Raw genomic sequence first — 24,904 nt, 5'->3', positions numbered from 1 at the left:
CTTACCACATGTCTGACATTCGCACCGGCCAAGTAAAGTGGTTCAACGAAACCAAGGGTTTTGGCTTCATCGAGCAATCCCAGGGACCGGACGTATTCGTTCACTTCTCCTCCATCCAGAGCACCGGTTTCAAGACCCTGGCTGAAGGTCAAAAAGTCCAGTTCACCGTGACCCAGGGCAAGAAAGGCCCTCAGGCTGAGAACGTCACCCTGCTCTAAGCCGCGTCCGTGAGCCCGTAGGAGGAGCCTGAGCCCCTCCTATTTTTTTGCCCGTCATTTCCCTGCCAGCCCGAACCCGTACCGCCATCCACCACACAGATCTTGCTTGTAGAAAGAGATGAGGGCAGCGCTCGCCGAACGCCGGATACGACAAGTCATCGCGGCGCGATGTGATTGGCAGTTCGAACGGATGATGAGGACTTCGAAGAGAGAGTGGAGCAGGACACGAGGCTCAAAATCGCAGCCCAGCCTTGGCAAAGGCGTATCATGCTCTACCAACAGGATGTGGCAGTGATTGTGCTGAGAAACCGGATTCGTGAACTTGGGGGGAGAGATAGAATTCGAAGAGAGATTGGAGCGGGAAACGAGACTCGAACTCGCGACCCCGACCTTGGCAAGGTCGTGCTCTACCAACTGAGCTATTCCCGCAACAGGATGTCGTCTGCACATGATTGGAGCGGGAAACGAGACTCGAACTCGCGACCCCGACCTTGGCAAGGTCGTGCTCTACCAACTGAGCTATTCCCGCATCGGAATATCATCTGCAGTACTTCGATAAGACAACTTTGGAGCGGGAAACGAGACTCGAACTCGCGACCCCGACCTTGGCAAGGTCGTGCTCTACCAACTGAGCTATTCCCGCAACAGGATGTCTTCTGCACATGATTGGAGCGGGAAACGAGACTCGAACTCGCGACCCCGACCTTGGCAAGGTCGTGCTCTACCAACTGAGCTATTCCCGCATCGGAATATCATCTGCAGCATTCATATAACAAGTTTGGAGCGGGAAACGAGACTCGAACTCGCGACCCCGACCTTGGCAAGGTCGTGCTCTACCAACTGAGCTATTCCCGCAACTTGGGTTGTCTTGAGGTGCTTGCTGATGATTGGAGCGGGAAACGAGACTCGAACTCGCGACCCCGACCTTGGCAAGGTCGTGCTCTACCAACTGAGCTATTCCCGCATCGGAACATCATCGGCAAATTTTTTGGAGCGGGAAACGAGACTCGAACTCGCGACCCCGACCTTGGCAAGGTCGTGCTCTACCAACTGAGCTATTCCCGCAACTACCTTAAAACGGCCGTACAGCATTTGGTTGCTTGCGCTACTGTACGGGAGCCGAATTATAAGAGCAGTCATTCCAATTGCAAGGGCTTTTTTGTCAGCCTGCGGCCGTTCGCTCAAAAGCTGGTCGAACTGCCGATTTTAGCAACCGAGTGACGGCAAGCCCTTGCCGGCAACTCAGATTTTGAAGACCTGAGCGCGGTAGAACTGCAGCTCGGCGATGGATTCACGGATGTCGTCCAGGGCCTGATGGGAGCCGCTTTTCTTGAATTGATCCAGCAGCGCCGGCTGCCAGCGGCGCACCAGCTCCTTGATGGTGCTGACGTCGACGTTGCGGTAGTGGAAGAAGGCTTCCAGATCCGCCATGTGCTTGACCATGAAGCGGCGATCCTGGCCGATGCTGTTGCCGCACAATGGGCTGGTACGCTCCGGCACCCACTGGCGGATGAAGTCGAGAGTCTCGGCGACGGCTTTCGCCTCGTCATGCTGACTCGCCTTGACCCGGGCCACCAGGCCGCTCTTGGTATGGGTGTTGACGTTCCAGTCGTCCATCTTACCGAGCTCTTCATCGCTCTGGTGGATGGCGATGACGGGTCCCTCGGCCAGCACGTTCAGATCCTTGTCGGTGACTATGGTGGCGATCTCCAGTACCACGTTCTGTTCGGGGTCCAGACCCGTCATCTCCATGTCGATCCATACCAGGTTCTGCGCGCTGACTGTCATGATTGCTCTCTCTAATTGGGAGGAATGGCGGAATTTTGCCAATTTGCATGTATCATACTGGCTTTGGATCTGTTCATAAACCGGCAAACCCCGTGGCAAAGAAAGCAAAACTCAATCTGGGTCAACAAAGGCGCGTCCAGGCCAACCGCGAACGACGGCTGCAAAAAGAGCACACCACAGTCGTGGATGACACCCTGTTCGGCCCGGCCATCGAAGGGGTGGTGATCAGCCGCTTCGGTCAGCACGCGGACGTGGAGGCGACCGACGGCGCCATCCATCGCAGCAACCTGAGACGCAGCAGCATCAGCAGCCTGGTGTGTGGCGACAAGGTGGTCTGGCGTCCCGGCCTCAATGCCGCCACCGCCGGCGTCATCGAGGCGGTGCACCCGCGCCACTCCGTACTGACCCGGCCGGACTTCTACGACGGGGTCAAACCCATCGCCGCCAACATCGACCAGATCATCATCGTCTCGGCGGTGATGCCGGAGTTCTCCACCAACATCGTCGACCGCTACCTGGTGGCGGCCGAAGACGTGGAGATTTCTCCCCTCATCGTGCTGAACAAGGTGGACATGCTGGATGCCGCCGCTCGCGAGCGCATCGAGGGCCAGCTCGCCGCCTACCGCAAGCTCGGCTATCCGGTGATCCTGGTGAGCTGCGAGAGTGGCGAGGGGCTCGATGAGCTCAAGGCGGCCCTGACCGACAAGATCAGCATCTTCGTCGGCCAATCCGGGGTGGGCAAGTCCTCCCTCACCAATGCCCTGATGCCGGGGCTGGACGTGCTCACCGGCGAGATCTCGGAGAACTCCGGGCTCGGCCAGCACACCACCACCACGGCGCGGCTCTATCACTTCCCGAGCGGCGGCGATCTCATCGACTCCCCGGGGATCCGCGAGTTCGCGCTCTGGCATCTGGAAGCGGATCGCATCACCTGGTGCTTCGTCGAGTTTCGCGACTACCTGGGTGGTTGCAAGTTCCGCGACTGCACCCACAAGGACGACCCCGGCTGCGCCCTGCGCGCGGCGGTCGAGCGCGGCGACATCAGCGCCGATCGCTTCCACAACTATCACCGCATCCTGGAAACCATGCAGGAAGCCCGCCACGGTCGGCAACAAGCCCGACTGTGACCCATTCAACGAATTCTGTAGATGAAGATCATGAGCATCACTGACAACCTGAAAATTGCCGGTCAATACTGCCTGCCCAAACACGCCGTCTCCCGCCTGGTGGGCAAGCTCGCGGCCGCCGAAGCCGGCAACCTCACCACCAAGGTGATCGAGGCCTTTATCAAGCAGTACCAGGTCGACATGAGCGAGGCCCTGCACGAAGACCCGGCTCACTACCCGAGCTTCAACGCCTTCTTCACCCGCGAGCTCAAACCGGGGATCCGCCCCCTGGTGGAAGATGCCATGACCCTGGCCCTGCCGGTGGACGGCACCGTCAGCCAGCTCGGCCCCATTCATCAGGGTCGCATCATCCAGGCCAAGGGCCACGACTACAGCGCCCGCGAGCTGTTGGGGGGCTATGAGGATCTGGTGGCGCCGTTCAAGGACGGCGACTTCGCCACCATCTACCTGGCGCCCAAAGATTATCACCGCATCCACATGCCGCTGGACGGCGTGCTGGAGAGCATGGTGTTCGTGCCGGGGGATCTCTTCTCCGTCAACCCGCTCACCGCCGAGAACGTGCCGAACCTGTTCGCCCGCAACGAGCGTGTGGTCGCCACCTTCCGCACCCCTCACGGCCCCATGGCCCTGGTGCTGGTCGGTGCCACTATCGTGGCCAGCATCGAGACCATCTGGGCCGGCAACATAGCGCCGACCAAGCAGAAGGAAGTGGTGCGTTGGGACTACACCGGCGATGAAGCCATCACATTGCAAAAGGGCGCCGAGATGGGCCTGTTCAAACTCGGCAGCACAGTCGTCTGCCTGTTTGGCCCCGGCATGCTGGCGGGCTTCGAGCCTCACCTGGCCAATGGCGTCACCACCCGCATGGGACAGCCCTTCGCCAAACTGGCGGAGCAGGCATGAGCGAGCAGCCAGCCTCTTCCCAGAAAAACAACCCGCTGCACGGGCTGACCCTTGAGGCGATAGTCACCGCCCTGGTGGCCCACTACGGCTGGGAGAAGCTGGGGCAGGAGATCAATATCCGCTGCTTCACCCTGGATCCCAGCATCAAGTCGAGCCTGAAGTTCCTGCGCAAGACCCCCTGGGCACGGGAGAAGGTGGAGAGCCTCTACCTCTATATGCAGCGCAAGCAGGCGAAACAGAAGGAAGCCCCAGATGGCCTTTAAGATCACCTACACGTACAAGAAGCAGGCCAAAGAGATTGGCTACGCCAACGACAAGTTCAACAGCATCTACGATGCCATCGCCCATGCCGAGGGGATCAACTTGGCCAGCTTCCACGCCATGGAGGCCCAGCTGGCCCAGGTGTGTCGCCGCGACAAGAAGAGCGTGAAGGACTATCAGGAGAACTACTTCAGGGAACTGGGTTTCTCCAATATCGTCATCGAGCGGGATCTCAAGGAGTAAGCATGCGCACCCTGACCCTGATGGCCGCCTCCCTGCTGCTGGCGGCCTGCAGCACCCCGACCCAGAACCTGGTGGGCAACGATCAGGATGTCCACGGCTGCCGCGCCAGCGCAGGTTACCAGTGGTCTGCACTGACCAACCAGTGCGTGCGCCTGTTCGAGCAGGCGGTGCGACTGCAGTCCCTCGAGGCGAGCGAAACCGGCAGCGCCTTCGTGCTGTTCAACGGCGATCAGAGCCAGGCCGAACTGACCCTGCCAGATGGCGAGCAGGTCCGGCTGGTGCGTCAGGGGGAAGAGGGCAACCACTCCTGGCAGGGCGGTCGCTATCAGCTCTTCCCCTGGAAGGGCTATGTGCTCAAGTCCGGTGATGAGGCGCTGTTTCACGGTGACAGCGGCCTGCAGCCCTGACCTCAGTCTGACTCACTCAGCCCCGGCCCCTGCCGGGGCTTTTTGTTGGAGCAACGCAAAAAAGCCACACCCAAAGGGGTGTGGCAAACGGTAGGCAGGCTATCACTTAACGTCTGACCAGCAGGGTTCTGGCAGAATCCACCATGGCAACATAACCACAGGCCAGCATCATGATGTCTTTCAACACCAGCCGGCCCGCCCCCGACAGATAGGGGAAGCCATGGTGGGCGTCTCCCAGATCCGGCACCCAGGTCTCCGGTGTGAACACCAGGAAGCTGAAGGTGACAAAGGGGGTCAAAAAGGCCATCAGGGCCCCGACGAACCCCAGCAACGGGAAACGGAAGTTGGCCAGGATCAGCAGGGCAAACACCAGTTCCACCACCCCCAGGCCATGGGAGTAGCCATAGGTGTTGTTGCGCTCATGCCAGGCCCGGTTTTCCGGCACCAGTTCCCCCTCGTGATTGAGGTGCTGACTGTACTCGTCCGGCTGCGTATAGAAGAACGACATGAAGGGGCTGTTGGCCACGAAGGGGGTGATGCTGTCCGCCTCATAGGGAATGAACTTCAATAGCCCTATCCAGATGAACACCACCCCGACGGCGATCCGGCAAAGGTTGGCTCCCCAGCGATCGCTGCCGGCGAGCCAGCCCAAGGCGCGGTTGAATATCGACATCCTCACTCCTCAGGGGCCGGTCAGTTGCCGGCCCCGCACAGTTTCAGCGGTCGATGGCGTCCAGCACCCGGGCGGAATAGACCATGGCGGCTCCGGTATTCATGGCGATGGCGACCCCCAGGGCATCGGCGATCTCGGCCCGGCTGGCTCCCTGCTTGAGGGCGGATTCGGCGTGCACCGCGATGCAGCCGTCGCAACGGGTGGTGACCGCCACCGCCAGGGAGATCAGCTCCCGGGTCTTGCCGTCCAGTGCGCCATCCTTGCTGCCGGCGGATGAGAGCAGTTGATAGCCCTTGAGGGTATCCGGGCTCAGGGTGCCCAGTTCCATCACGCGGCCGGTCAGCTCTTTACGGTATTGTGCCCAATCTTGCATCTTGACTCTCCTCTGGGGTGAACGGGCACCTGCCCGTTCGATGGAGCCAGTATTGCATCGGGAGGTGATTCAATTAATACTTAAAAGACGCAAATAAACACCATATCGAATCATGAGCGACATTGACCAGTTGATCGGCCAGGCCGGGATCCGCGGCTCCTTCGACGTGCGCTGCCTCTACCGCGGCGGCTTCGCCCTCCCCCACCCGCAGAGCCCGAGCGGGGTCATGCCCTTTCACCTGCTGATGAAGGGGGAGATCCGGGTCAGCACCCACCAGGGCCAGGAGGTGACCTTGCAACCGGGGGAGCTGTTGCTGTTGCCGGGGGGTGAGCCCCACACCGTCTGGCGGGGCGGGGAGCCCCTGGCCGATGTCGAAGTGGACGATGGCGTCCTGCCCATCCGCGGTGACGGGGGAGACGAGGTAGAGTTTCTGTGCGGCGAGTTTCACTACCAGGGCCCCCTGCGCCCCCTGCTGCTGGATGCCCTGCCGAGCCCGCTCTGCATCCCCCTGCTCGCCAGCGAGTCCCGCGAGGCGCTGGCCCTGGTGCTGACCCTGATCCGCCAGGAGCTGGCCCGCGAGCAGCAGGGCTCCAGTGCCGTGCTGACGGCCCTGAGCCAGGTGCTGCTGGCCATGGGGCTGCGCGCCCACGCCAGCGACCCGGGCGCGGCCCTCGGCCTCATCGGCGCCCTGCAGGATGCGCGGCTGGGTCGTTCCCTGCAGGCCATGCTGGCGACCCCCGCCCACCCCTGGAGCGTGGATGAGCTGGCAACCCTGGCCGCCATGTCCCGCGCCACCTACTTTCGCCACTTCCGTCAGCGCCTCGGCTGCAGCGTCTGGGAGTTCATGGTGCGGGTGCGCATGGTGCGGGCGGCGGAGCTGCTGCGCCAGCCGGATCACCTGCCCATCGGCGAGGTGGCCCAGCTTGTGGGCTATCAGTCAGAGGCCGCCTTCGCCAAGGCCTTCAAGCAGTCCACCGGGCTGGCCCCTGGCAGGTTTCGCCAGCAGGGGCTGGCCGCCGGGGAGTGACGGGCAAAAAAAGACCCCGCTGCAGGCAGCGGGGTCCGATAATCGAGCGCGCAGGGCGGCCGGATCAGTTGCTGAGGGTAGAGAACAGGCTCTGCTCCAGGCTGCCGCGAGAGACGCAGACCGGCGTGATGGAGGGGGCCAGCACACGCTCACCTGAACCTTCGACGAAGTAGAGCTGGGTGTTGCCCTTGACGTTGACGGTGGCGACGCTGTTGGTGCCGCTCTGGGTGATGATCAGGTTGATCTGCAGATTGGGGTTGCCCAGGGCAACTTTGGAGCCCATGGTACCGCAATCCAGCCACTCCAGGCCCTCGGCCGAGTTCTCGACGTTGGCGGTCATCAGGCCGGAACCGCGCTGGCTGTTCTCGATGTTGAGGCCGTGATCGCCAAACCACTTCTCGGCGCGGGCCCACACCAGATCCACCGGGATCTGCATCTCCTGGGTATTGTTGGTCGCCTTGGCAACCGGCGGGGTGTAGCGATACTGCTCGCCACCATTGTTGTCACTGGCACAACCGACCATCAACAGGGCCAGGGCGCCCCCCATTATCTTCTTCATGCTGCTTCTCTCGTCCATAAGGCCACCACAGGCCAATCGGCGGCTATTATGGCGCCCGCGACACAGACTGTCAGCAGGGATCGACACAAATGGATCATCATTAACCCAGGCTTTACAAAATTGGCCTGTTATCATAGATTTGCTCGAAATCTCCCCTGTGGACGCCCACGTGCATTCCTCGCTCACCCTGGCTCTGCTACAGCAGATCATCGACCAGTTGCCCATGAATATCTTTTGCCGGGATGCCAGCGGACGCTACCTGTTCGCCAACAAGGTATTCGCAGAAGAGGCCGGGTTGCAGCACCCCAGCGAGCTCATCGGCAAGACGGATGCCGAGATGCCCTGGGGGGATCTGTTCAGGGAAGAGGATCAGCGCCTGCTGGCCGAGGGCAAGCCCCTGCTCCACCAGCAACTGCACTGTCATAGCGGCGAGAGCACCAGCTGGATGGAGATCCACAAGGTGCCCCTCTACGACGAGCAGAACCAGCCCCTCGCCCTGTTTGGCATGGTCAGCGCCATCGATCAGCGCAAGGAGCTGGAACAGACCTTCCGCCAGCAACAGCTGCTGCAGCGCCGCCTGCTGGACGCCATCCCGGATCTCATCCGGCTGGAGGACCACCAGGGGGTGCTCATCGACTGCAATCAGGCCTTCCTCGACTTCATGGGACTCACGGCGAGCGAGGCCATCGGCCATCGCGTCACGCCGCACCTGCCGGTGAAGCAGACCATGGGACAGGGCGAGTACTGCCTGATGGATGCCGAAGGCCAGGGCCGCCATCTGGAGATCACCCGCATCGAGGTGCCCGACGAGGAGGGCAACGCCCTCGGCATCCTCACCCTGGGCCGCGACATCACAGGGTTGCGCACCACCCAGGCCCAGTTGCAACAGGAGCAGCATTACGACAGCCTCACCGGTCTGCTCAAGCTCTCCCACTTCCTGCAGACCAGCCGCCACCTCGGCTCCCGCAATGCCAGCCTGCTGCTGCTGGATCTGCAACATTTTCGCGAGATCAACGATCGCTTCGGCATCCGCGTCGCCGATCGCCTGCTGAGCCAGGTGGCCCGCCGCCTGCAGCGGCTGGCGCCCCCCAACTCCCTGCTGTGCCGGGTCGCCGCCGATGACTTCGCCCTGCTGCTGCCCGAGCTCCCCATTCCCTTGAGCGACTGGAGCCGCAACCTGCAACAGGAGCTGATGACCCCCTATCAGGTGGAAGAGCACAGGATCCAGATCCCGGTCTTTATCGGCATCGCCCACGGCAAGGCCAAGGAGGCCGAGCGCCTGCTCAGCCACGCCGAGGCGGCCCTGGCCCAGGGCAAGCGCCAGCAGCAGCACTGCACCCTGTTCGACCCCGAACTCGATGCCAAGCTCAAGCGCCGCCAGCTCATCGCCGCCCAGTTGCCGCTCGCCATCAAGTCGGCCCAGCTGACCGCGGTCTACCAGCCCATCATAGGCACCCACAACAACAGGTTGCACGGTGCCGAGCTGCTCTGCCGCTGGCCCCATCCGGAATTTGGCATGATCTCCCCCGACGAGTTCATCCCCCTGGCGGAAGAGCTCGGCCTCATCGGCCAGCTCGGCCAGCTGATGCTGGAAACGGGCTGCGCCCAGTTGGCCCGCTGGCAGCAGGTGGCGCCGGATCTGGTGCTCTCCATCAACCTGTCGCCCCTGCAGTTCCGCGATCCCGAGCTCTGCCCGCAGATCTTCGCCTGCATCGAGTGCCACGGCCTCGCCCCCTGGCAACTGGAGCTGGAGATCACCGAAGGGGTGCTGATGGAAAATGCGGACGAAATCGAGAGCAACCTCGCGAGCCTGATCGAGGCGGGCTTCCACCTCGCCATCGACGACTTCGGCACCGGCTACTGCTCCCTGGCCTATCTGCCGAGGCTGCAGGTCGCGACCCTCAAGCTGGACAAGAGCTTCACCCAGGGGCTGGCCACCAATCAGGCCACCACCGCCATAGTGCGCTCCGTGATCGGCCTGGCCCACGAGCTCGGCATCCGGATCACCGCCGAAGGGGTGGAGACGGCGGAGCAGCAAGCCTGGCTGGCCCAGGCCGGCTGCGATCGCTTGCAGGGCTACCTGTTCAGTCGCCCCCTGCCCCCCGAGCAGTTCGCCCTCGACTATCAGCTGATCCCGGCCCGCTGATCCCCGAGATGACAAAAGGCCGCATCGCTGCGGCCTTTTGTCATGTCCTGCTGGCTTACTCCTGGAAGTAAGTGCCCCAGCCGTCGCAATCCACGCCGTATTTTTCAAGACCGTGGACAGCATCTTTGCGATAAGGCCGGGTTGCGAGACTTACTCCTGGAAGTAGGTGCCCCAGCCGTCGCAATCCACGCCGTATTTTTCAAGACCGTGGACAGCATCTTTGCGATAAGGCCAGGTTGCGCGGCTTACTCCTGGAAGTAGGTGCCCCAGCCGTCGTAGTCCACACCGTATTTCTCCAGGATGGGCAGCATCTTCTCGATGTCGGCCAGGATGGGCTCTATCTCCAGTTTGCGCTCGACGGTGGCATCGAAGCAGAAGATAGTGGCGCCGTCATCCAGCTCCATCTCTTCGGCGTCGGTCACCTCGAAGCCGGCCTTGAACAGGTCGACCGCGGCCTTCTCCAGCAGATCGAAGTCCTGGCAGGCGAAGTGGTGCTCGATCTCGTAGTCCACATCCGGATTGCTGCCGTCGGCCAGCAGCTCGTTGACGATGGCGGTGGTCTCTTCGCGCCACTCTTGCATATTGATACTCATATAAACCCCAGACGCTCTTGGATGGATGTCGACACCTGGCCAGGTACCGCGCCAGTGAGCGCGACTCGCCCGCCAGGGCACAGTTGCGGCCAAGCATACTCGCAGAGCCCTGCGGGCTCAATGCGACAATCCAAGATAAGTGGCGGGCCGTCCCCCTCCCAAATGGTGGTGGCCGGAAAAAGGCTCAAACAGCGCAATAAACCAGCAGTACACACCCCATCAACAGATCACACCGCCACCCGTGCTCACCTCAGTGTCAGGACCCAGTGGATCATAAATAAGGCAGTCTCTTTCGCCATCGTCACTTGGGTGACAAACAGCGCCCATGCAGGTATCAAGGGACGCGGGTGAATCATCACCCGCCAGGAAAGCGGAGCCCGGTGGGCTCCCTTTTTGATCATGTGAAGGAGCACATAGTCATGCCCAAAAAAACAATAATGAGCCTGCTCATCGGCTCGACCCTTATGATTGGAAACCACGCCCTGGCCGCCCCGGCCCACGGCCCCTTCGATGCCCCCCTCGCCGACGAGGCGAAGGTGCTGGAGATGCTCAAGAAGAGCGGCCGCATCCCGACCCTGGCCTCCCCGGAGCAGGAACAGGCCGCCCTGGCCCGCTACTACCGTGAGAAGGCCCGTACCTACCCCGGCAGCAGCGGCAGCCTGGCCCAGAAGGAGGGCAAGGAGCGGGAGACCATCCTCAAGAAGATCCGGCTGAATGGCACGGCGCGCCCGGGGGATCGGGTGCCTACCCTGCTGCTCAAGGCCATCGAGAAGGAGACCTACAGAGGCAAGATGCGCAAGGACAAGATCCTCGCCATCCTGGTGGACTTCCCCGACTACCCGAAGAATAGCCTGAGCCCCGAGCTCACCAAGATGTACTACCCGGACTACAACCCGGCCCACTACAACGACCTGCTGTTCTCCGCCAAGGGCTATGCGGGCCCGAATGGTGAGCGCTTCATCTCCATGCGCCAGTTCTACGAGCAGCAGTCCGGCCAGAGCTACAGCGTGCGCGGTCAGGTGGCGGGCTGGTATACCGCCGAGAAGAGCGCCACCTACTACGGCAGCAACAAGAACGAGACCGCGGTGCGAGAGCTGGTGAAAGAGGCGCTTGCCCAGGTCGCCGGGGATCCCTCCATCGACTTGTCCGAATTTGATCAGGAAGACCGCTACGATCTCAACGGCAACGGAAATCGCAACGAGCCGGATGGCCTCATCGATCACCTGATGATCTTCCACTCCAGCGTGGGGGAGGAGGCGGGCGGCGGCGATCTCGGCGAAGATGCCATCTGGGCCCACCGCTGGAATCTCGGCGCCCCCTACCCCATCCCGGGCACCAGCAGCCCGAACGGCAACTTCGGCGGCCAGTATGCCGCCTATGACTACACCATCCAGCCCATAGACGCAGCGGCCGGGGTCTGCGCCCACGAATATGGCCACGATCTGGGGCTGCCGGATGAGTACGACACCAAGTACAGCGGCAAGGGGGAACCGGTGGCGACCTGGTCCATCATGTCCTCCGGCTCCTGGGCCGGGGTGATAGGCGGCACAGAGCCCACCGGTTTCTCCGCCTGGGCCAAGGAGTATCTGCAAGCCTCCCTCGGCGGCAACTGGCTGCACGGCAGCAATGTGCATGTCGATGAGTTGAGTGCCCGCGGCAACGTCTACATGCTGGATCAGGCCAACGACAAGGGGCGCAACGACGACGTGGTGCGCATCAACCTGCCGCCCAAGCAGATCCCCCTGAACCCGCCCTACGCCGGCCAGTACCAATACCATGGCGGCAAGGGCAACAACCTGGACAACCGCATGACTCTGGCGCTGGACTTGAGCGGCAGGCAGAGCGCCAGCCTCACCTTCAAGGCCTGGTACCAGATTGAAGAGGGCTTCGACTACGCGCGGGTGCTGGTCAACGGCGAGCCCATCCCGGGCAACCTGACCCGCACGGACGATCCGAACGGGGTGGGCTTCGGAGTCGGCATCACGGGGGATTCCGGCGGCTGGACCGATGCCGAGTTCGACCTCGGCCCCTGGGCCGGCCAGCACATCACCCTCAGCCTGCAATACCAGAGCGATGCGGGGGTGGCCGAGAACGGCCTGTTCGTGGATGAACTGCAGGTGACCGCCGATGGGGAGACCCTGCTCAGCGATGGCGCCGAGGGCAATTCCACCTTCACCCTCGCCGGTTTCGTGCAGAGCAACGGCAAGGAGGCCAAGGATCACTATTATCTCGCCGAGTGGCGCAACCACGCCGGGGTCGACAAGGGGCTGGCCCACATCAACGTGGCGGATCAGCTGATGCGCTACGAGCCGGGCCTGCTGCTCTGGTACGTGGACAACAGCCAGAGCAACAACTGGGTAGGCCAGCATCCTGGTGAGGGCTTCCTCGGGGTGGTGGATGGGGATCAGCGCACTCTGCACTGGAGCGATGGCGCCGTCGCCGGCACCCGCTACCAGATCCATGACGCCACCTTCAGCCTGGGCTTCCAGCGCCCCCTCGATCTCACCCACCCGAGCGGCTCCCTGCTGCGGGACTTCTGGATAGCCCCGAACCGGGTGTTCAAGGATTCCCGCAGCTACCAGAGCGAGGCGATCCCGGACGCGGGCCGGCTGCTGCCCGAATATGGCCTCAAGATCAGCGTCACCGGTCAAGCCAGGGACATGAGCACGGGCCGGATCATCGTCAGCCGTCATTGAGGCAGACCGGATGCAAAGGGGCCTTTGGCCCCTTTTTTCATGGCAAGTGGCTGAAAAAGCGGGCGCTCTGCTGGCTTATACGGAGAAAAATCCTCGGCAGTAGGCCGGATTGTTCGGTTATCGAGCGAACGGCACCACAATCTGCACCCCGTGGTTGACACCTCAGTCCAGAAAGGGTTTAATGCGCGCCGTTGCCCAGATAGCTCAGTCGGTAGAGCAGGGGATTGAAAATCCCCGTGTCGGCGGTTCGATTCCGTCTCTGGGCACCAACAATTCCTCCTTAGTTCAGTCGGTAGAACGGCGGACTGTTAATCCGTATGTCACTGGTTCAAGTCCAGTAGGAGGAGCCAAATTTGAAAGGCCCGCTCATCTGAGCGGGCCTTTTCGCATTCCGTCGTTCTGATCGTGCCTCCCTAATAGCGATTCTCGTCCCCGTGCCAGACGTGCCCGGCGGAGCAGGCCCGCGCCACCTCGTGGCAGGGATCGTCCGCATGGCTGCGAAAGAAGTGCTGATCCTGCTGCAGCAGGAGTGAGCTCATCGAGTGGCTGATGCCGGCCAGCGCCTCGCCAGCGGTCAATCCTGCAACCCGGTGATCGGTGGCCAAATGAGCCAATACTTTTTCACGACTATTCATGATCGCCTCCCTCGATGAACAGAACCGTCTCTTGACCATAGCAGCAGCCCTTTCCATACCGCAAACCCGCGCCGGCAAAGGGTTTCAGGCTGGTCCGCTTGCTCGGAGCCGACCCGGGATCGAGAGCAGCACATATGTAAAAGGCCCGCTCACTGAGCGGGCCTTTTACATTATCGATGGCTAGCCGCCATTACAGGCCGCCAGCAGCAGGGTGGCCCCGCAGGTGGCGCTGAACATCAGCAGCCCCGCCTGCAGCACCCCTTCGGGATCCGTCGGTTTCTTTCTCTTCCTGAACCTTATCCATCTAGGCTTCATCGAGCCCACCTCATCCTTTTGTGCACCTGGGTGCGCATCCCCTGCCCTCCTCGGCAGGCGGCTCATCTTTGACCGGCCAGGGTCCCCCGTCAATGGCCTCTGACGGGTAAATTTTCGACCATGGCCCGGATGAAACCAATAGACGCTAACCGTCTCTCAGCAATGCATTAACAATCCAGAAAACCGGCGTGACCAGCCTTCGTGCCAGGGCTATGATGAGGCCGACGATTTCCGACCCCAGGGAGACCCCAGATGAGCAGCCCCTTGCATTACGTGCTGGACGGCATCCATTGCGAGCCACACTTCTTCACCGTGCCCCTCGACCACCAGCAGCCCGATGACGAGGCGACCATCACCCTGTTCGGTCGCACCCTCTGTCGCAAGGACAGGCTGGACGACGAGCTGCCCTGGCTGCTCTATCTGCAAGGGGGCCCCGGCTTTGGCGCCCCGCGCCCCAGCGCCAACGGTGGCTGGATCAAGCGGGCCCTGCAGGAGTTCCGGGTCTTGCTGCTCGATCAGCGTGGTACGGGTCATTCCACCCCCATCCACGCCGAGTTGTTGGCTCACCTCAGCCCCCGCCAACAGGCCGACTACCTCAGCCATTTTCGCGCCGACAGCATAGTGCGGGACGCCGAGCTCATCCGCGAACAGCTGAGCCCGGACCGCCCCTGGAGCCTGCTCGGCCAGAGCTTCGGCGGTTTTTGCAGCCTCACCTACCTCTCCCTGTTCCCGGACAGCCTGCACGAGGTCTACCTCACCGGCGGCGTGGCCCCCATAGGCCGCAGCGCGGACGAGGTGTATCGCGCCACCTACCAGAGGGTGGCGGACAAGAACCGCGCCTTCTTCGCGCGCTTCCCCCACGCCCAGGCCATCGCCAACCGGCTGGCGACCCATCTGCAGCGCCACGACGTGCGTCTGCCGAACGGCCAGCGCCTGACGGTGGAGCAACTGCAGCAGCAGGGGCTGGATCTCGGCGCCAGCGGCGCCTTCGAGGAGCTCTACTACCTGCTGGAGGATGCCTTCATCGGCGAGAAGATCAACCCCGCCTTCCTCTATCAGGTGCAGGCCATGCAGCCGTTCAACACCAATCCGGTGTTCGCCATACTGCACGAACTCATCTATTGCGAAGGGGCCGCCAGCCAGTGGGCGGCCGAGCGGGTAAGACGCGAGTTCCCGGCACTTGCCTGGGCACCGGGCAAGGATTTTGCCTTCACCGGCGAGATGATCTTCCCCTGGATGTTCGAGCAGTTCCGCGAACTTATTCCCTTGAAAGAGGCCGCCCATCTGCTGGCCGAGAAAGCGGACTGGGGCCCGCTCTATGACCCCGCACAGCTGGCCCGCAACCAGGTGCCCGTGGCCTGCGCCGTATACGCCGAGGACATGTACGTGGAGTTCGACTACAGCCGCGAGACCCTCAAGGGCCTTGGCAACAGCCGCGCCTGGATCACCAACGAGTACGAGCACAACGGCCTGAGGGTCGATGGTGAGCAGATCCTGGACCGGCTCATCCGCTTGAACCGGGACTGCTGATCCCGCCGGGCATAGGCTCGCGGCAAAAAATAATATAGAGGGCGGATAACAAGCCGCCCCATCCCCTGGAAGCAGCACAGAATAATAAGGATCACCCATTGGATCACCCGGAAATCTCGGCCGGCTGGCTGAGCCGTCTCTTCTATCATTGGACGGGTCCCTTGCTGCGCAAGGGGCTGAGCCAGCCCCAGGTCAGTCTCGACGATCTCTACACCCTGCTGCCGGAAGACAGGCGCGATGAGCGCGCCGATGCCTTCCTCGCCCTCACGGCCAAGGCGCCGGTGCGCCCCTGGCCCATCACCGCCTTCATCTGGCGTCATTACAAGGGGCGCATCGGCCTGCTCACCCTGCTGCAGCTGCTCGGCATGCTGGCGACCCTGGCCAGCCCCTGGCTGCTCAACCACAGCATGACCCAGCTCGGCGACGGAGCCAGCACGGGCCACAAGCTGCTGCTGGCCTTCGCCCTGTTCGCCTCCGTGCTGGCCGCCGGCATGCTGGCGGAGCATTCGCTTCAGCTGGCCCTCAAGATGCACGTGCCCATCCGCCGGCTGCTGGCGGAGTCCCTGCTCGCCAAGGTCATGAAGCTCGGTGGCAAGAGCTTCGATGACAGGGCCGGTGGCCGGGTGCAGAACCTCATCAACCGGGACGTGTGGGACATTACTTGGATTCTTGCGGACCCCGCCATGCCGCTCACCATGGCGCTGCAACTCGTCGGCACCATAGCCCTGCTGGTGTGGCAGGTGGGCAGCGCGGGCCTGGTGGGCTTCGCCGTGCTGGCCCTGCTGCTGCTGATCTCCACCCGGGTGGTGCGACGCATGAACCAGCAGGAGCAGCAGCTCAAACGCCAGCAGGATGACCGCAACGGCATACTGGCCGAATACATCAAGAAGTTGAGGCTGGTGCGCCAGAACGGGCTCGGTGCCTTCTTCACCCAGGCGGCCAATGCCAAGCGCCAGCGCGAGCTCGGCGTGCTCGGCCGGGTGCTCAAGCTCGATGCCATCAACAGCTTCCTGATGATGAGCACACCCCTGCTGGTGACCCTCGCCACCTTCACCACCTATCTGGCCTCGGGTCAGAGCCTGACCCTGCCCCAGGTGTTCACCACCATAGCCCTGTTCGCCGTGCTGCGGATCCCCATGATGAGGCTGCCTTACCTCATCCGGACGCTTATCAACTTCAACACCGGTTTCAACCGGCTGTGCGAGTTCCTGAACAGCCCGGAGCAGCACAGAGACCTCAGTGACCCGAGCCTACCGATCGGCGCCCTGCGGATGAAAAACGTCACCGCACTGCACCAGCAAAAGCCGGTGCTGCAAGGGGTCAGCCTCGCCATAGCGCCGGGAGAACTGGTGGGGATCACCGGGGCCACAGGCGCCGGCAAGAGCTGCCTGCTGCACCTGGTCGCCGGTTTTGATAACGACTTCGAGGGCAGCATTCGCCGCCACGGCCGGGTCGCCCACCTTGGCCACAAGCCCTGGCTGATGAACGACAGCATCCGCAACAACATCTTGTTCGGTCAGCCCTGGGACGAAGATCGCTACCACTGGGTACTCGGCGCCTGCGCCCTGGTGAGCGACCTCGGGCTGCTGAGCCACGGCGATCAGACCCTGGTAGGGGAGCTTGGCACTCGCCTCTCCGGTGGTCAGCAGCAGCGGGTCGCCCTGGCCCGCGCCCTCTACGCCAAGGCCGACATACTGCTGCTGGACAACCCGCTCTCGGCGCTGGATCCCATCGTCTCGGCCCAGGTGCTGGAGCAGGGTCTGGCCTTCAAGCCGGGCCCGACCCGGCTGCTGGTGAGCCATGACCCGGACGTGCTGGCCCACTGCGATCGGGTGATCCGTATCGATCAGGGTCAGTTGACCGAGCTCGACGCCCATCAGCTCGCGGATCTCATCCAGCATCCACAGCCGGCTCCCCTGGTGGCCCCGCAAGAGGCGGAGCAGTTCAGCGAGGAGAAGGTGGTGGAAGGCAAGGTGGACTGGGGTCTGTTTGGCTTCATGTGGCAGCGCCTCGCCGCCCCCGGCGCCATCCTGATCGCCCTGCTGCTCACCCTGGGTCAGGAGGGGCTGCGCATCGCCTCGGATCTCTGGCTCGGCGGCAAGGCCGAGGTGAGCGAGGTCAGCTCATTGCTCGGCATCTATGTGCTGCTGGGGGCCGGCTCCCTCGTCTGCATCATGGTGGTGCGGGTCATCAACTACAAACTCGGCCTCAAGCTGGCCTGGACCCTGTTCGACGGCATGCTGGGTCGCATCAGCCGCGCCCCCATGGCCTTCTTCGACAAGGTGCCCCAGGGGCGCATCCTCAACCGCTTCGACCGGGATCTGGGGGAAGCCCAGGAGGTCTTGCTACCCATGTTGATGGGGCTGTTCGCCATGCTCATCTCGGTGCTGCTGCAGGTAGTGGTGATCGGCTTCAACATGCCGCTGCTGCTGCTCATCGCCCCCCTAGTGGGCTGGGCGCTCTATGTGCTGCAGCGCCGCTACCGGGCGGTGCAGCTCAAGCTGAGGCGCCAGTCATCGGTGCTGCGCTCGCCGCTCTACATCAGCATCAGCGAGACCATTCGCGGCGCCCCCGCCCTGCGCCTAGCCGGGGCCGAGCGTTTCGCCCTGGATCAGGTGCTGCATCACTATGACAACAACCTGCGCAGCTGGTACACCACCACCTCCATCAACCGCTGGCTCGGCATGTACCAGACCCTGCTCTCCGCCGCCCTGGTGGGGGCCGTGGCGCTGATGGTGGCCTTCAGCAACAGCTCGCTGTTGGGGGCCGTGGCCATCACCTATGCCTTCACCGCCTCCGCCATGCTCAACTCCTTCATTCGCAACTTCGCCGAAGTGGAGCAGGTGATGAACGCGGTGGAGCGGGTGCGGGAATACAGCGAGATAGAGAGCGAACGCCAGACGGGGGAAGCCCTGGCATGTGCCCATCCCAAGGTACGCTTTGACAACCTGGGGCTGCGTTATCCGGGTACCAGCCAGTGGGCGCTGCACAAGGTCAACTTCGAGCTGGCACCCGGGGAGAAGGTGGGCGTCTGCGGCCGCACCGGTGCGGGCAAGAGTTCCCTGCTCGGGGTGATGCAGGCCATGTACCCGACCTCCCAAGGGGAGATCTATTACGGCGATCAACCCCTGTCGGTACTGGCGCCGGAGGCGGTGCGGGATCTCTACGACACCGTCTCCCAGATCCCCCTCACCTTCTTTGGCACCCTGCGCGCGAACCTGGCGCCGCTCACCGAGCAGAGCGACGAGGCATTGGAGCAGGCGCTCGCCAGGGTCGGGCTGGCCGAGCGCTGCGCCGGGCGGCTGGATGAGGATCTCGACAAGTTGCAGCTCTCCGCCGGCGAGACCCAGCTGCTGGTCATCGCCCGCATCCTGCTGTCGCGCCGCCCGCTCATCGTGCTGGACGAGGCCACCTCGGATCTCGATCACATCGGCATGCGCAAGATGGCGGAGCTGCTCTATCGCTACCGGCCGGAGGCGAGCTACCTGGTGATCGCCCACCACCTGGAGCCGCTGTTGTCGGTGGACAAGGTGGTGGTGATGGAGGCAGGCAGCGTGGTGGAGCAGGGTTCACCGGTCAGCCTGCTGGCGAACCCGGGCTCCCGCTTCCACCAGCTGTTTGTCGGTCAGGTCAATCGCCAGGTGGCGGAAATAAATCTCTAACCTCCAGCACCAGTCTCCATGCAAAGAGGGCAGCCCGCGAGTTGCCCTCTTTTTAGTTAAAATGATTCTCACTCGAATACTTCACTCCCAGAAAACCTGTTATAACAGGAGCCCTGTCGTCCGCAAGTGCACAAGGATGTGCCATGTCGCCAAGAATGGAGGTGGTTGCGCGTCAACCACAGCTGGAACTCGCCCTGATCAGCAGCCAGGGAGGGGGATATCCCCGCCATACCCACGAAGAGTATGTGCTGTCGGCCAACCTCAGCGGGTGCGAGCATATCTGGTTCGATGGTCGGGAGCAGGTGGTCGAACCCGGCCAGGTTACTCTCTACAATCCGCTGACCATGCAAGCCTCCCGCTTCGAGGGGGAGACCCGGTTCATCAGCCTGCACCTGGGGACAGAGTGGGTGAGCGAGCTGCTGGGTGAAGCCGGGTTGCTGCTTGGGCGAACCGCCCCCGCCTTTCGGGAAGGGGTCCACAGCAACCAGACTCTGTTCAACGCCCTGCTGGCTCTTCACCGATCCCCATCTGCCAACCAGCAGGAGGAGGGGCTGGTGCGACTGCTGGCGGTCCTGCAACGCATCGCCCCTCCCCACCCTAAGTTGCTGCAGGGGCGTCTGCCGCAGTTGCTGGACTACATGCGCAGCCACCTAAGCCAGGAGATCGGCCTGGATGACCTGTGCCAGATCGCTTGCTGCTCCAAGTTCCATCTGGTGCGCAGCTTCCAGCAAGTGTTCCATGTCCCTCCCATCCACTACTTCAACCAGTTGCGGCTGATGGAGGCGCGTCGCCGCCTGCTGCAAGGAGAGAGGCCCGCCCAGGTGGCCCTGGCGCTGGGCTTCTATGACCAGAGCCACATGAGCAACGCCTTTCGCCGCGTCATGGGGATCACTCCCAGTCGTTACGGCGCCCCCAGAACAAACTCCCCATAGCCCTGGTAGATCACGTAGCAGGCGAAGTAGGCGAAGATCAGGGCCGACACCAGGTAGGAGAAGCGCACCATCTTCTCCCCCAGCAGGCGCCCGCCCTGATAGGCCAGCGTGCAGAGCACCAGGGCCCAGAAGATCCCGGCGGTGAAGAAGCCAGAGAGGAAGAGCCCCGCATTGAGCGGATCCGCCCCCTGCCGCGCTATGATGGCGCCCCCCACGGCGGCAAACCAGAGGATGGCGCTGGGCGAGGAGAGTGCCAGCACCATGCCCCGGCCGAACAGGCGCCAGCGGCCGCCGGCCTGGGCCATGCCATCGAGCTCTCCCCCCTGCGCCCTCAGCGCCGAGAGCCCCATCTTGACCGTCAACCAGATCAGGGTCACCGAGCCGAAGATCCAGAGGCTCCAGCGCACCGCCTCAAATTGCAGCAGTATCGCCATACCCGCCATGGCGAGCACCGCATAGATGAGGTCACCGACACAGGTGCCTACCCCGAGCCAGAAGCCATGGGAAAAACCGCGAGACATGGCCAGCGTTATCATCGCCATGTTGGCCAGCCCTATGTCCAGGCACAGGGAGAGACTCAATAAAAAACCATTATAAAATGCCATCTTGTCGCTCCTCCCTGAGGGGCTGATGATAAGCCAGTACCCGATCGCAGGGCCCCAACCCGAAGTAGAGATCCCGGTCGGCCGGCTGTAGATGAGGTGCATAACGGTGAGAGAAGTCGGCAAAGGCCGCCACATTGCCGCCCATCACATGAGTCAGCAATTGCCCGGCGATCTCCCACATCCCTCGTTCAAGCCTGTGCTCATCGATGCGCAGGGACTCCCCCTCTCGCCACAGAATGCCCTGCTCAGCCAGCAAGGCTAGCTGCACATAGGCGGAACCGGCATCGGGAAACTCGCACGGCCCTCGCCTCAGGTAACGCAGCAGCTCCAGGCAATAGAAGCGGCACAGCTTGTCACGCTCCAGCCCCAGGCCGCTGGCGATGGAGGGATCGCAGCAGAGCAGGAAACCAAGGGTGTCTGCCACCGCCTCCTGCATCACCATGGAGCCCCAACGGTCATGACGACTCAGGGCGGCATAGTCCGTCTGCGGCAGCACCAGCCCATGCCCCAGATCGTGACCACGAAACCAGCCGAGCAGATAGCGATCCAGCTCCCGGGCATCGGGGAGATCGCGCCCTGCCCATCCCAGCCATCCCGCCAACGGGGCCCCCGCCATCAGATGCAGCTGGCGATAGGTGTTGGCAAAGACAATGGTTCTCTTGTCCGCTGCATATTTGATCCCCTGATCTTCGGGCATGAAATAGGCGAAATGCTTGGGGAAGCCATTGGCCTCCCCGGCAATGGCAAACAGATCCACCACCTTGTAGGCGCAACCCGGCAGGGCGATCAATCCAGCGCAAAGGCGCTCGCAGAGCCGTGGCAAGGCATGCTGCAACCCGGCATCGACGCAGTCTGACCAAGACTGCAGCTCGGGATTGGGGGTCGCGAAAAATGCCGACATCCAGGTTTGGCGAGACTTGCCAAGCCAGGTGGCAAGCGGGCCGACATGGGCCACCAGGTGTCGCTCATCCCCCTGCGCCAGCCTGGCGGCCATCAGGCGCGCACCCTCCCCACCGCCCTGACTCTCGGCCAAGGTACCCAACAGCCTGGCCACTTCCGGCTCCTCGGCTCGATTCGCCATGTCGCTCAGCTGTACCATCAAGGCCCTGTGCAGACCACTTTTCAGGGGGGCCATCCCGGCTCCCCCTTCCTCCAGCTGGCGCAGCCCCGCCACCATGCTCAGCACCAGGCTGATATCCTCCCTCAACCCGGGCGACATGCCGGGGGGCGCGACCAGCGTCATCATCTCGACGCTGTGACCGGCTCGCCTCGGCCAAAAAACCGTATCCATCCATGACCTCCTTGTAAGAAAGAGGTCATATGAAACCACCCTCGATATGAATAGGTATTGGAAAAAATTGCCTTTTTATTTAACAAGGAATTCACATCCCACCACTGCCACTACCTCGCCACGCGGGCCCGAGTTCCGACGCGCGGTGCCAACATGAAAAAGGGCATCTTCCCTCGAAGATGCCCCACGGCCCGCGGCCAGAATGCCTTAGCGCTCCATGATTTGCGTCACGTCGTCTTTCTTGATAAGCATCTCCCGCCCCTCGGCATCGTAGTAGCGATACATGCCGGTATCCTCGTCCAGCCTGGGTTTGCTGTCGGTGGCTATCATACGCCCGTCCTTGGTGCTCATGATGTATTGGGAGCTGCACCCAACCACTCCCAGCAGGCACACCAGGATCATCATCAGTCGTTTCATCGCTGGCCTCTTCTCCCTCCCGCACCCTCACGGCGAGGATGTTGCTTGAAGCCTAGCTCAGCCATCCGCTCCCGAATAAGCGGTGCATAGAAATAAGAACCACCACCATGATCCTCTGCCTGAGGCCGATTATGCGGCACAGATGATCACTGAAAATAAAAAGGCCGGACATCTGTCCGGCCTCTGCCTGGGGATACTGGCACATCAGCTCTTGGGCTGACGCTCGCCGGTGACGACGGGGTTCTTGGGATCCATGCTCCACTCGTACCAGCCGCCGTCGTAGACGCTGATCCGCTTCCAGTCCATCAGCCAGGCGTAGAAGAAGGCCTCGGAGGCGCGCCAGCCGGTGCCGCAGTAGAAGGCGGCCTGCTGGGTCGGCTCGATATTCCACTCGTCCCACATGGCGAGGATCTCCCTAGCCGGCTTCATGGTGCCGTCCGGGTTGTGGAAGTCGCTCATGCTGTTGGCATCCACGCCGCCCCTACCCCACTTGGCACCGGGGATGTCGCCCTTGGGCTTGATGTAGCTGTAGCCCGAGGTATTGCCGACGAACTCGTCCCAGGTACGCACGCTGACCAGGGCGCCATCGGGCTGCTTGAGCAGCGCTTTCGCCTGACTGAGCGTGGTGTAGTACTCGGGGTGCGCCGGTATGGTGACACCGAAATCCTCGACGGGCTTGAAGGTGTTGGCCAGACCGGTCTCGGTACGCAAATGCTGCACGAACCAGGCATCCAGGCCGCCGTCCAGCAGGCGAACGTCTTCCACTCCCGCATACATCATCAGGTGGGCGGCGCGGGCCGCCGCCATGGTGTTGCGACCATAGAGAATGACGGTGGTGTCGTGGCGGATGCCGTTCTCCAGCAGCAGCTTCTTGAGCGCCTCGTCAGAGACCTTGTTCCACAGCGGCTCGGCTTCCAGGCTGTTGGTGTCGATGTAGCCGGCCCCCGGGATGTGGCTCAGCAGGTAGGCCTTGGGTGCGCCCCAGGCCACCTCGAACAGCTTCCAGTCCCCCTTGGGAGCGGCCACCACCGGCTTGCCGGCCTGCAGATCCGCGAGCCAGAGGGGATGGACCAGCTGCTGCCAGCGGGCCAGGTGCTCGCGAGGAGCCTCCTTCCAGCCCTGCAGCTCGAACAGCTGCTTGATGCCCTGCTGGCGCAGCAGGCGAGCCACCTCGGCCACGCCGCGGGACTCTCCATAGAGCGCCACCGGCTCGTCCGAAGACAATCCCTTGTCCTTGAGTGCCTTGACCCACTCCTCGTCGCTGTACTTCCACTCGGCGGAGAGGTTCTCCGCCCCCGCGACATGGCCACCCTGCTTCTCGTCCGCCATGGGCCAGCCCTGGTAGAAGTAGCTCGGACGGGTATCCAGGATGACCGCCTCCCTGGCCGTGGCATCGGCCACGGAGAGCGGCGGCAACTCACCGGCGAAGGCCGGCAGGGCGCTCCACAGCGACAGGGCGGCCAGCGCGGTCCGCAACAGCGTCATAACTCGTTTCATGGTGATTCTCGATTCCAAAGTGAACAATCAAACATCAAAAAATTGAGCGCCCGAGCCGCTCCGCCAGCAACTCGAGGGCGGCGGTCCCCGCCAGGGAGTTGCCGGCCTTGTTGAGCTCGGGTGACCAGACACAGACACACAACTCGCCGGGAATGAGCGCCATGATGCCGCCACCCACCCCGGATTTGCCCGGCATGCCGACCCGATAGGCGAAGTCCCCCGCCTCGTCGTAGAGGCCGCAGGTGGCCAGCAGGGCATTGACCTGCTTGGCGCTGCGGGCCGGCAGCAGGGGCGCGCTCTCGCCGAGCGGGATCCCGCGATTGGCCAGATAGATGAAGGTGCGGGCGAGATCGGCGCAGCTCATGCGGATGGCACAGGCATTGAAGTAGCTTTGCAGCACCTTGTCCACCTCGTTTTCGAAGTTGCCATAGGCCTTCATCAGGTAGGCGATGGCGGCATTGCGGGCGGCGTGCTGATACTCGGAGCGCGCCACCACCTGATCCGCGATGATGGCCGGGTTGCCGCTGAGGCGGCGCGCCAGCTCCAGGGTGCGCTGGCGCGGGGCGGTGAGCCGGGTCTCCAGCAGATCGCTCACCACCAGGGCGCCGGCATTGATGAAGGGGTTGCGCGGTATGCCTTGCTCGAATTCGAGCTGCACCAGGGAGTTGAACGGCTGGCCTGAGGGCTCCTTGCCGACCCGGGTCCAGATCTCCTCCTCCTGATAGAGGGTCAGCGCCAGGGTGAGGCTCAGGGCCTTGGAGATACTCTGGATGGAGAAGGGCTCGAAGGCGTCACCTGCGGTGAACAGCTCCCCCTCCACGGTGCAGACCGCAATGCCGAGCCGGTCGGCGGGCACCTGGGCCAGTGCGGGAATGTAATCGGCCACCTTGCCTTGCCCCAGCAAGGGGCGAACCTGCTCAAGAATGCTGGCCAGTAATTCGGATGACAACACCATCGACGATTCCATGACAAAAACCGGTGGGGCTATCCCCACCGACAAAAATCC

General features: G+C 62.8%; 24 protein-coding genes and 9 tRNA genes. 14 read left to right on the top strand and 19 right to left on the bottom strand.

Annotated features, from left to right (window positions below; all coding sequences use genetic code 11):
- Positions 1-8: 8 nt before the first annotated feature.
- Complete coding sequence (locus tag ACRCYW_RS20465; protein ID WP_005327092.1) at positions 9-218, top strand: cold-shock protein; 210 nt, start codon at positions 9-11, stop codon at positions 216-218.
- A 353-nt stretch (positions 219-571) separates the two neighbouring features.
- Here ACRCYW_RS20465 and ACRCYW_RS20460 read toward each other — a convergent pair.
- The 8 genes from ACRCYW_RS20460 to orn form a co-directional block, all read right to left on the bottom strand.
- Positions 572-647, bottom strand: a tRNA-Gly gene (locus tag ACRCYW_RS20460).
- A 24-nt stretch (positions 648-671) separates the two neighbouring features.
- Positions 672-747: transfer RNA gene (locus ACRCYW_RS20455), tRNA-Gly, on the bottom strand.
- Positions 748-785: 38 nt separating this feature from the next.
- A tRNA-Gly gene (locus ACRCYW_RS20450) sits at positions 786-861 on the bottom strand.
- Positions 862-885: 24 nt separating this feature from the next.
- A tRNA-Gly gene (locus ACRCYW_RS20445) sits at positions 886-961 on the bottom strand.
- Between the two features lie 36 nt (positions 962-997).
- A tRNA-Gly gene (locus ACRCYW_RS20440) sits at positions 998-1,073 on the bottom strand.
- A gap of 33 nt (positions 1,074-1,106) precedes the next feature.
- Positions 1,107-1,182, bottom strand: a tRNA-Gly gene (locus ACRCYW_RS20435).
- A gap of 25 nt (positions 1,183-1,207) precedes the next feature.
- Positions 1,208-1,283 (bottom strand) — tRNA-Gly (locus ACRCYW_RS20430).
- A gap of 177 nt (positions 1,284-1,460) precedes the next feature.
- Positions 1,461-2,006, bottom strand: coding sequence for an oligoribonuclease (gene orn, locus ACRCYW_RS20425; protein WP_438551828.1), 546 nt, complete (start codon positions 2,004-2,006; stop codon positions 1,461-1,463).
- A 92-nt stretch (positions 2,007-2,098) separates the two neighbouring features.
- Here orn and rsgA point away from each other — a divergent pair, with 92 nt between their 5' ends.
- The 5 genes from rsgA to ACRCYW_RS20400 are packed head-to-tail and all read left to right on the top strand — an operon-like array spanning position 2,099 to position 4,947.
- Positions 2,099-3,133 (top strand): small ribosomal subunit biogenesis GTPase RsgA, encoded by a 1,035-nt coding sequence (rsgA, locus tag ACRCYW_RS20420; RefSeq protein WP_438551827.1) that lies wholly within the window; start codon positions 2,099-2,101, stop codon positions 3,131-3,133.
- Between the two features lie 30 nt (positions 3,134-3,163).
- Positions 3,164-4,036, top strand: coding sequence for an archaetidylserine decarboxylase (gene asd / locus ACRCYW_RS20415; RefSeq protein ID WP_438552051.1), 873 nt, complete (start codon positions 3,164-3,166; stop codon positions 4,034-4,036).
- A complete protein-coding gene (locus tag ACRCYW_RS20410) occupies positions 4,033-4,299 on the top strand; it encodes a VF530 family DNA-binding protein (RefSeq protein WP_438551826.1) in 267 nt (88 codons plus the stop codon). The genes asd and ACRCYW_RS20410 overlap by 4 nt, the downstream gene beginning before the upstream one ends.
- A complete protein-coding gene (locus ACRCYW_RS20405) occupies positions 4,289-4,540 on the top strand; it encodes a DUF2960 domain-containing protein (protein ID WP_349919346.1) in 252 nt (83 codons plus the stop codon). The genes ACRCYW_RS20410 and ACRCYW_RS20405 overlap by 11 nt, the downstream gene beginning before the upstream one ends.
- A 2-nt stretch (positions 4,541-4,542) precedes the next feature.
- Positions 4,543-4,947: a hypothetical protein gene (locus ACRCYW_RS20400; RefSeq protein WP_438551825.1), complete on the top strand. Its 405-nt coding sequence runs from the start codon at positions 4,543-4,545 to the stop codon at positions 4,945-4,947.
- Positions 4,948-5,053: 106 nt separating this feature from the next.
- Here ACRCYW_RS20400 and rclC read toward each other — a convergent pair whose 3' ends face one another.
- Entirely contained in the window at positions 5,054-5,620 is a 567-nt protein-coding gene (rclC, locus tag ACRCYW_RS20395; RefSeq protein WP_438551824.1) for a reactive chlorine resistance membrane protein RclC, read from the bottom strand.
- A gap of 43 nt (positions 5,621-5,663) precedes the next feature.
- Positions 5,664-5,993 carry a carboxymuconolactone decarboxylase family protein gene (locus ACRCYW_RS20390; protein ID WP_438551823.1) on the bottom strand — a complete coding sequence of 110 codons (330 nt, stop codon included), beginning with the start codon at positions 5,991-5,993 and terminating at the stop codon, positions 5,664-5,666.
- Between the two features lie 112 nt (positions 5,994-6,105).
- Here ACRCYW_RS20390 and ACRCYW_RS20385 point away from each other — a divergent pair, with 112 nt between their 5' ends.
- A complete protein-coding gene (locus ACRCYW_RS20385; protein WP_438551822.1) occupies positions 6,106-7,020 on the top strand; it encodes a cupin domain-containing protein in 915 nt (304 codons plus the stop codon).
- A 64-nt stretch (positions 7,021-7,084) separates the two neighbouring features.
- Here the strand turns inward: ACRCYW_RS20385 and ACRCYW_RS20380 are convergent, their stop codons facing one another.
- Positions 7,085-7,579, bottom strand: coding sequence for a hypothetical protein (locus ACRCYW_RS20380; RefSeq protein ID WP_438551821.1), 495 nt, complete (start codon positions 7,577-7,579; stop codon positions 7,085-7,087).
- A 169-nt stretch (positions 7,580-7,748) separates the two neighbouring features.
- Between ACRCYW_RS20380 and ACRCYW_RS20375 the strand changes: the two genes are divergently transcribed.
- Positions 7,749-9,725 (top strand): putative bifunctional diguanylate cyclase/phosphodiesterase, encoded by a 1,977-nt coding sequence (locus ACRCYW_RS20375; RefSeq protein ID WP_438551820.1) that lies wholly within the window; start codon positions 7,749-7,751, stop codon positions 9,723-9,725.
- A gap of 245 nt (positions 9,726-9,970) precedes the next feature.
- Here the strand turns inward: ACRCYW_RS20375 and rraB are convergent, their stop codons facing one another.
- Positions 9,971-10,306 (bottom strand): ribonuclease E inhibitor RraB, encoded by a 336-nt coding sequence (gene rraB, locus ACRCYW_RS20370; RefSeq protein ID WP_349922543.1) that lies wholly within the window; start codon positions 10,304-10,306, stop codon positions 9,971-9,973.
- A 431-nt stretch (positions 10,307-10,737) separates the two neighbouring features.
- On the opposite strand from rraB, the gene ACRCYW_RS20365 reads away from it, so the two are divergent.
- The 3 genes from ACRCYW_RS20365 to ACRCYW_RS20355 all read left to right on the top strand — a co-directional run bounded on the left by ACRCYW_RS20365 (position 10,738) and on the right by ACRCYW_RS20355 (position 13,364).
- The gene (locus ACRCYW_RS20365; protein WP_438551819.1) at positions 10,738-13,014 is read left to right on the top strand and encodes an immune inhibitor A domain-containing protein; all 2,277 of its coding nucleotides are present in this window, start codon (positions 10,738-10,740) and stop codon (positions 13,012-13,014) included.
- A 193-nt stretch (positions 13,015-13,207) separates the two neighbouring features.
- Positions 13,208-13,283: transfer RNA gene (locus ACRCYW_RS20360), tRNA-Phe, on the top strand.
- Positions 13,284-13,288: 5 nt separating this feature from the next.
- Positions 13,289-13,364: transfer RNA gene (locus ACRCYW_RS20355), tRNA-Asn, on the top strand.
- Between the two features lie 63 nt (positions 13,365-13,427).
- Here ACRCYW_RS20355 and ACRCYW_RS20350 read toward each other — a convergent pair.
- Positions 13,428-13,649, bottom strand: a complete 222-nt coding sequence (locus tag ACRCYW_RS20350; RefSeq protein WP_349919355.1) for a hypothetical protein — start codon at positions 13,647-13,649, stop codon at positions 13,428-13,430.
- Positions 13,650-13,829: 180 nt separating this feature from the next.
- Positions 13,830-13,964, bottom strand: a complete 135-nt coding sequence (locus ACRCYW_RS20345) for a hypothetical protein (RefSeq protein ID WP_438551818.1) — start codon at positions 13,962-13,964, stop codon at positions 13,830-13,832.
- Positions 13,965-14,216: 252 nt separating this feature from the next.
- Here ACRCYW_RS20345 and ACRCYW_RS20340 point away from each other — a divergent pair, with 252 nt between their 5' ends.
- The 3 genes from ACRCYW_RS20340 (at position 14,217) to ACRCYW_RS20330 (ending at position 20,088) form a co-directional block, all read left to right on the top strand.
- Positions 14,217-15,494, top strand: coding sequence for an alpha/beta hydrolase (locus tag ACRCYW_RS20340; protein ID WP_438551817.1), 1,278 nt, complete (start codon positions 14,217-14,219; stop codon positions 15,492-15,494).
- 98 nt (positions 15,495-15,592) lie between these two features.
- Positions 15,593-19,156 (top strand): ATP-binding cassette domain-containing protein, encoded by a 3,564-nt coding sequence (locus ACRCYW_RS20335; protein WP_438551816.1) that lies wholly within the window; start codon positions 15,593-15,595, stop codon positions 19,154-19,156.
- Positions 19,157-19,299: 143 nt separating this feature from the next.
- On the top strand, positions 19,300-20,088 hold the full coding sequence (locus ACRCYW_RS20330; protein ID WP_438551815.1) for a helix-turn-helix domain-containing protein: 789 nt from the start codon (positions 19,300-19,302) through the stop codon (positions 20,086-20,088).
- On the opposite strand, the gene ACRCYW_RS20325 is transcribed toward ACRCYW_RS20330, so the two are convergent.
- The 5 genes from ACRCYW_RS20325 to glsB form a co-directional block, all read right to left on the bottom strand.
- Complete coding sequence (locus ACRCYW_RS20325) at positions 20,058-20,693, bottom strand: LysE family translocator (protein WP_438551814.1); 636 nt, start codon at positions 20,691-20,693, stop codon at positions 20,058-20,060. The two genes, ACRCYW_RS20330 and ACRCYW_RS20325, sit on opposite strands and share 31 nt — an antisense overlap.
- Positions 20,680-21,984, bottom strand: coding sequence for a hypothetical protein (locus ACRCYW_RS20320; protein WP_438551813.1), 1,305 nt, complete (start codon positions 21,982-21,984; stop codon positions 20,680-20,682). The genes ACRCYW_RS20325 and ACRCYW_RS20320 overlap by 14 nt, the downstream gene beginning before the upstream one ends.
- Positions 21,985-22,191: 207 nt before the next feature.
- The gene (locus ACRCYW_RS20315; protein WP_438551812.1) at positions 22,192-22,401 is read right to left on the bottom strand and encodes a YgdI/YgdR family lipoprotein; all 210 of its coding nucleotides are present in this window, start codon (positions 22,399-22,401) and stop codon (positions 22,192-22,194) included.
- 204 nt (positions 22,402-22,605) lie between these two features.
- Positions 22,606-23,898, bottom strand: coding sequence for a rhodanese-like domain-containing protein (locus ACRCYW_RS20310; protein ID WP_438551811.1), 1,293 nt, complete (start codon positions 23,896-23,898; stop codon positions 22,606-22,608).
- A 34-nt stretch (positions 23,899-23,932) separates the two neighbouring features.
- Entirely contained in the window at positions 23,933-24,853 is a 921-nt protein-coding gene (gene glsB, locus ACRCYW_RS20305) for a glutaminase B (RefSeq protein WP_438551810.1), read from the bottom strand.
- Between the last annotated feature and the right edge of the window lie 51 nt (positions 24,854-24,904).

The organism is Aeromonas sp. (assembly GCF_051657805.1).
Taxonomy (GTDB): domain Bacteria; phylum Pseudomonadota; class Gammaproteobacteria; order Enterobacterales; family Aeromonadaceae; genus Aeromonas.
The sequence above is the reverse complement of the archived record's forward strand: the minus strand, read 5'-3'. Positions and strand labels throughout refer to the sequence as shown.

Excerpts from the sequence above, each read along its gene's own strand:
- ACRCYW_RS20465 (WP_005327092.1), top strand. The coding sequence starts at position 9 with ATGTCTGACATTCGCACCGGCCAAGTAAAGTGGTTCAACGAAACCAAG.
- orn (WP_438551828.1), bottom strand. The coding sequence starts at position 2,006 with ATGACAGTCAGCGCGCAGAACCTGGTATGGATCGACATGGAGATGACG.
- asd (WP_438552051.1), top strand. The coding sequence starts at position 3,164 with ATGAGCATCACTGACAACCTGAAAATTGCCGGTCAATACTGCCTGCCC.
- ACRCYW_RS20410 (WP_438551826.1), top strand. The coding sequence starts at position 4,033 with ATGAGCGAGCAGCCAGCCTCTTCCCAGAAAAACAACCCGCTGCACGGG.
- ACRCYW_RS20405 (WP_349919346.1), top strand. The coding sequence starts at position 4,289 with ATGGCCTTTAAGATCACCTACACGTACAAGAAGCAGGCCAAAGAGATT.
- ACRCYW_RS20400 (WP_438551825.1), top strand. The coding sequence starts at position 4,543 with ATGCGCACCCTGACCCTGATGGCCGCCTCCCTGCTGCTGGCGGCCTGC.
- rclC (WP_438551824.1), bottom strand. The coding sequence starts at position 5,620 with ATGTCGATATTCAACCGCGCCTTGGGCTGGCTCGCCGGCAGCGATCGC.
- ACRCYW_RS20390 (WP_438551823.1), bottom strand. The coding sequence starts at position 5,993 with ATGCAAGATTGGGCACAATACCGTAAAGAGCTGACCGGCCGCGTGATG.
- ACRCYW_RS20385 (WP_438551822.1), top strand. The coding sequence starts at position 6,106 with ATGAGCGACATTGACCAGTTGATCGGCCAGGCCGGGATCCGCGGCTCC.
- ACRCYW_RS20380 (WP_438551821.1), bottom strand. The coding sequence starts at position 7,579 with ATGAAGAAGATAATGGGGGGCGCCCTGGCCCTGTTGATGGTCGGTTGT.
- rraB (WP_349922543.1), bottom strand. The coding sequence starts at position 10,306 with ATGCAAGAGTGGCGCGAAGAGACCACCGCCATCGTCAACGAGCTGCTG.
- ACRCYW_RS20365 (WP_438551819.1), top strand. The coding sequence starts at position 10,738 with ATGCCCAAAAAAACAATAATGAGCCTGCTCATCGGCTCGACCCTTATG.
- ACRCYW_RS20350 (WP_349919355.1), bottom strand. The coding sequence starts at position 13,649 with ATGAATAGTCGTGAAAAAGTATTGGCTCATTTGGCCACCGATCACCGG.
- ACRCYW_RS20345 (WP_438551818.1), bottom strand. The coding sequence starts at position 13,964 with ATGAAGCCTAGATGGATAAGGTTCAGGAAGAGAAAGAAACCGACGGAT.
- ACRCYW_RS20340 (WP_438551817.1), top strand. The coding sequence starts at position 14,217 with ATGAGCAGCCCCTTGCATTACGTGCTGGACGGCATCCATTGCGAGCCA.
- ACRCYW_RS20330 (WP_438551815.1), top strand. The coding sequence starts at position 19,300 with ATGTCGCCAAGAATGGAGGTGGTTGCGCGTCAACCACAGCTGGAACTC.
- ACRCYW_RS20325 (WP_438551814.1), bottom strand. The coding sequence starts at position 20,693 with ATGGCATTTTATAATGGTTTTTTATTGAGTCTCTCCCTGTGCCTGGAC.
- ACRCYW_RS20320 (WP_438551813.1), bottom strand. The coding sequence starts at position 21,984 with ATGGATACGGTTTTTTGGCCGAGGCGAGCCGGTCACAGCGTCGAGATG.
- ACRCYW_RS20315 (WP_438551812.1), bottom strand. The coding sequence starts at position 22,401 with ATGAAACGACTGATGATGATCCTGGTGTGCCTGCTGGGAGTGGTTGGG.
- ACRCYW_RS20310 (WP_438551811.1), bottom strand. The coding sequence starts at position 23,898 with ATGAAACGAGTTATGACGCTGTTGCGGACCGCGCTGGCCGCCCTGTCG.
- glsB (WP_438551810.1), bottom strand. The coding sequence starts at position 24,853 with ATGGTGTTGTCATCCGAATTACTGGCCAGCATTCTTGAGCAGGTTCGC.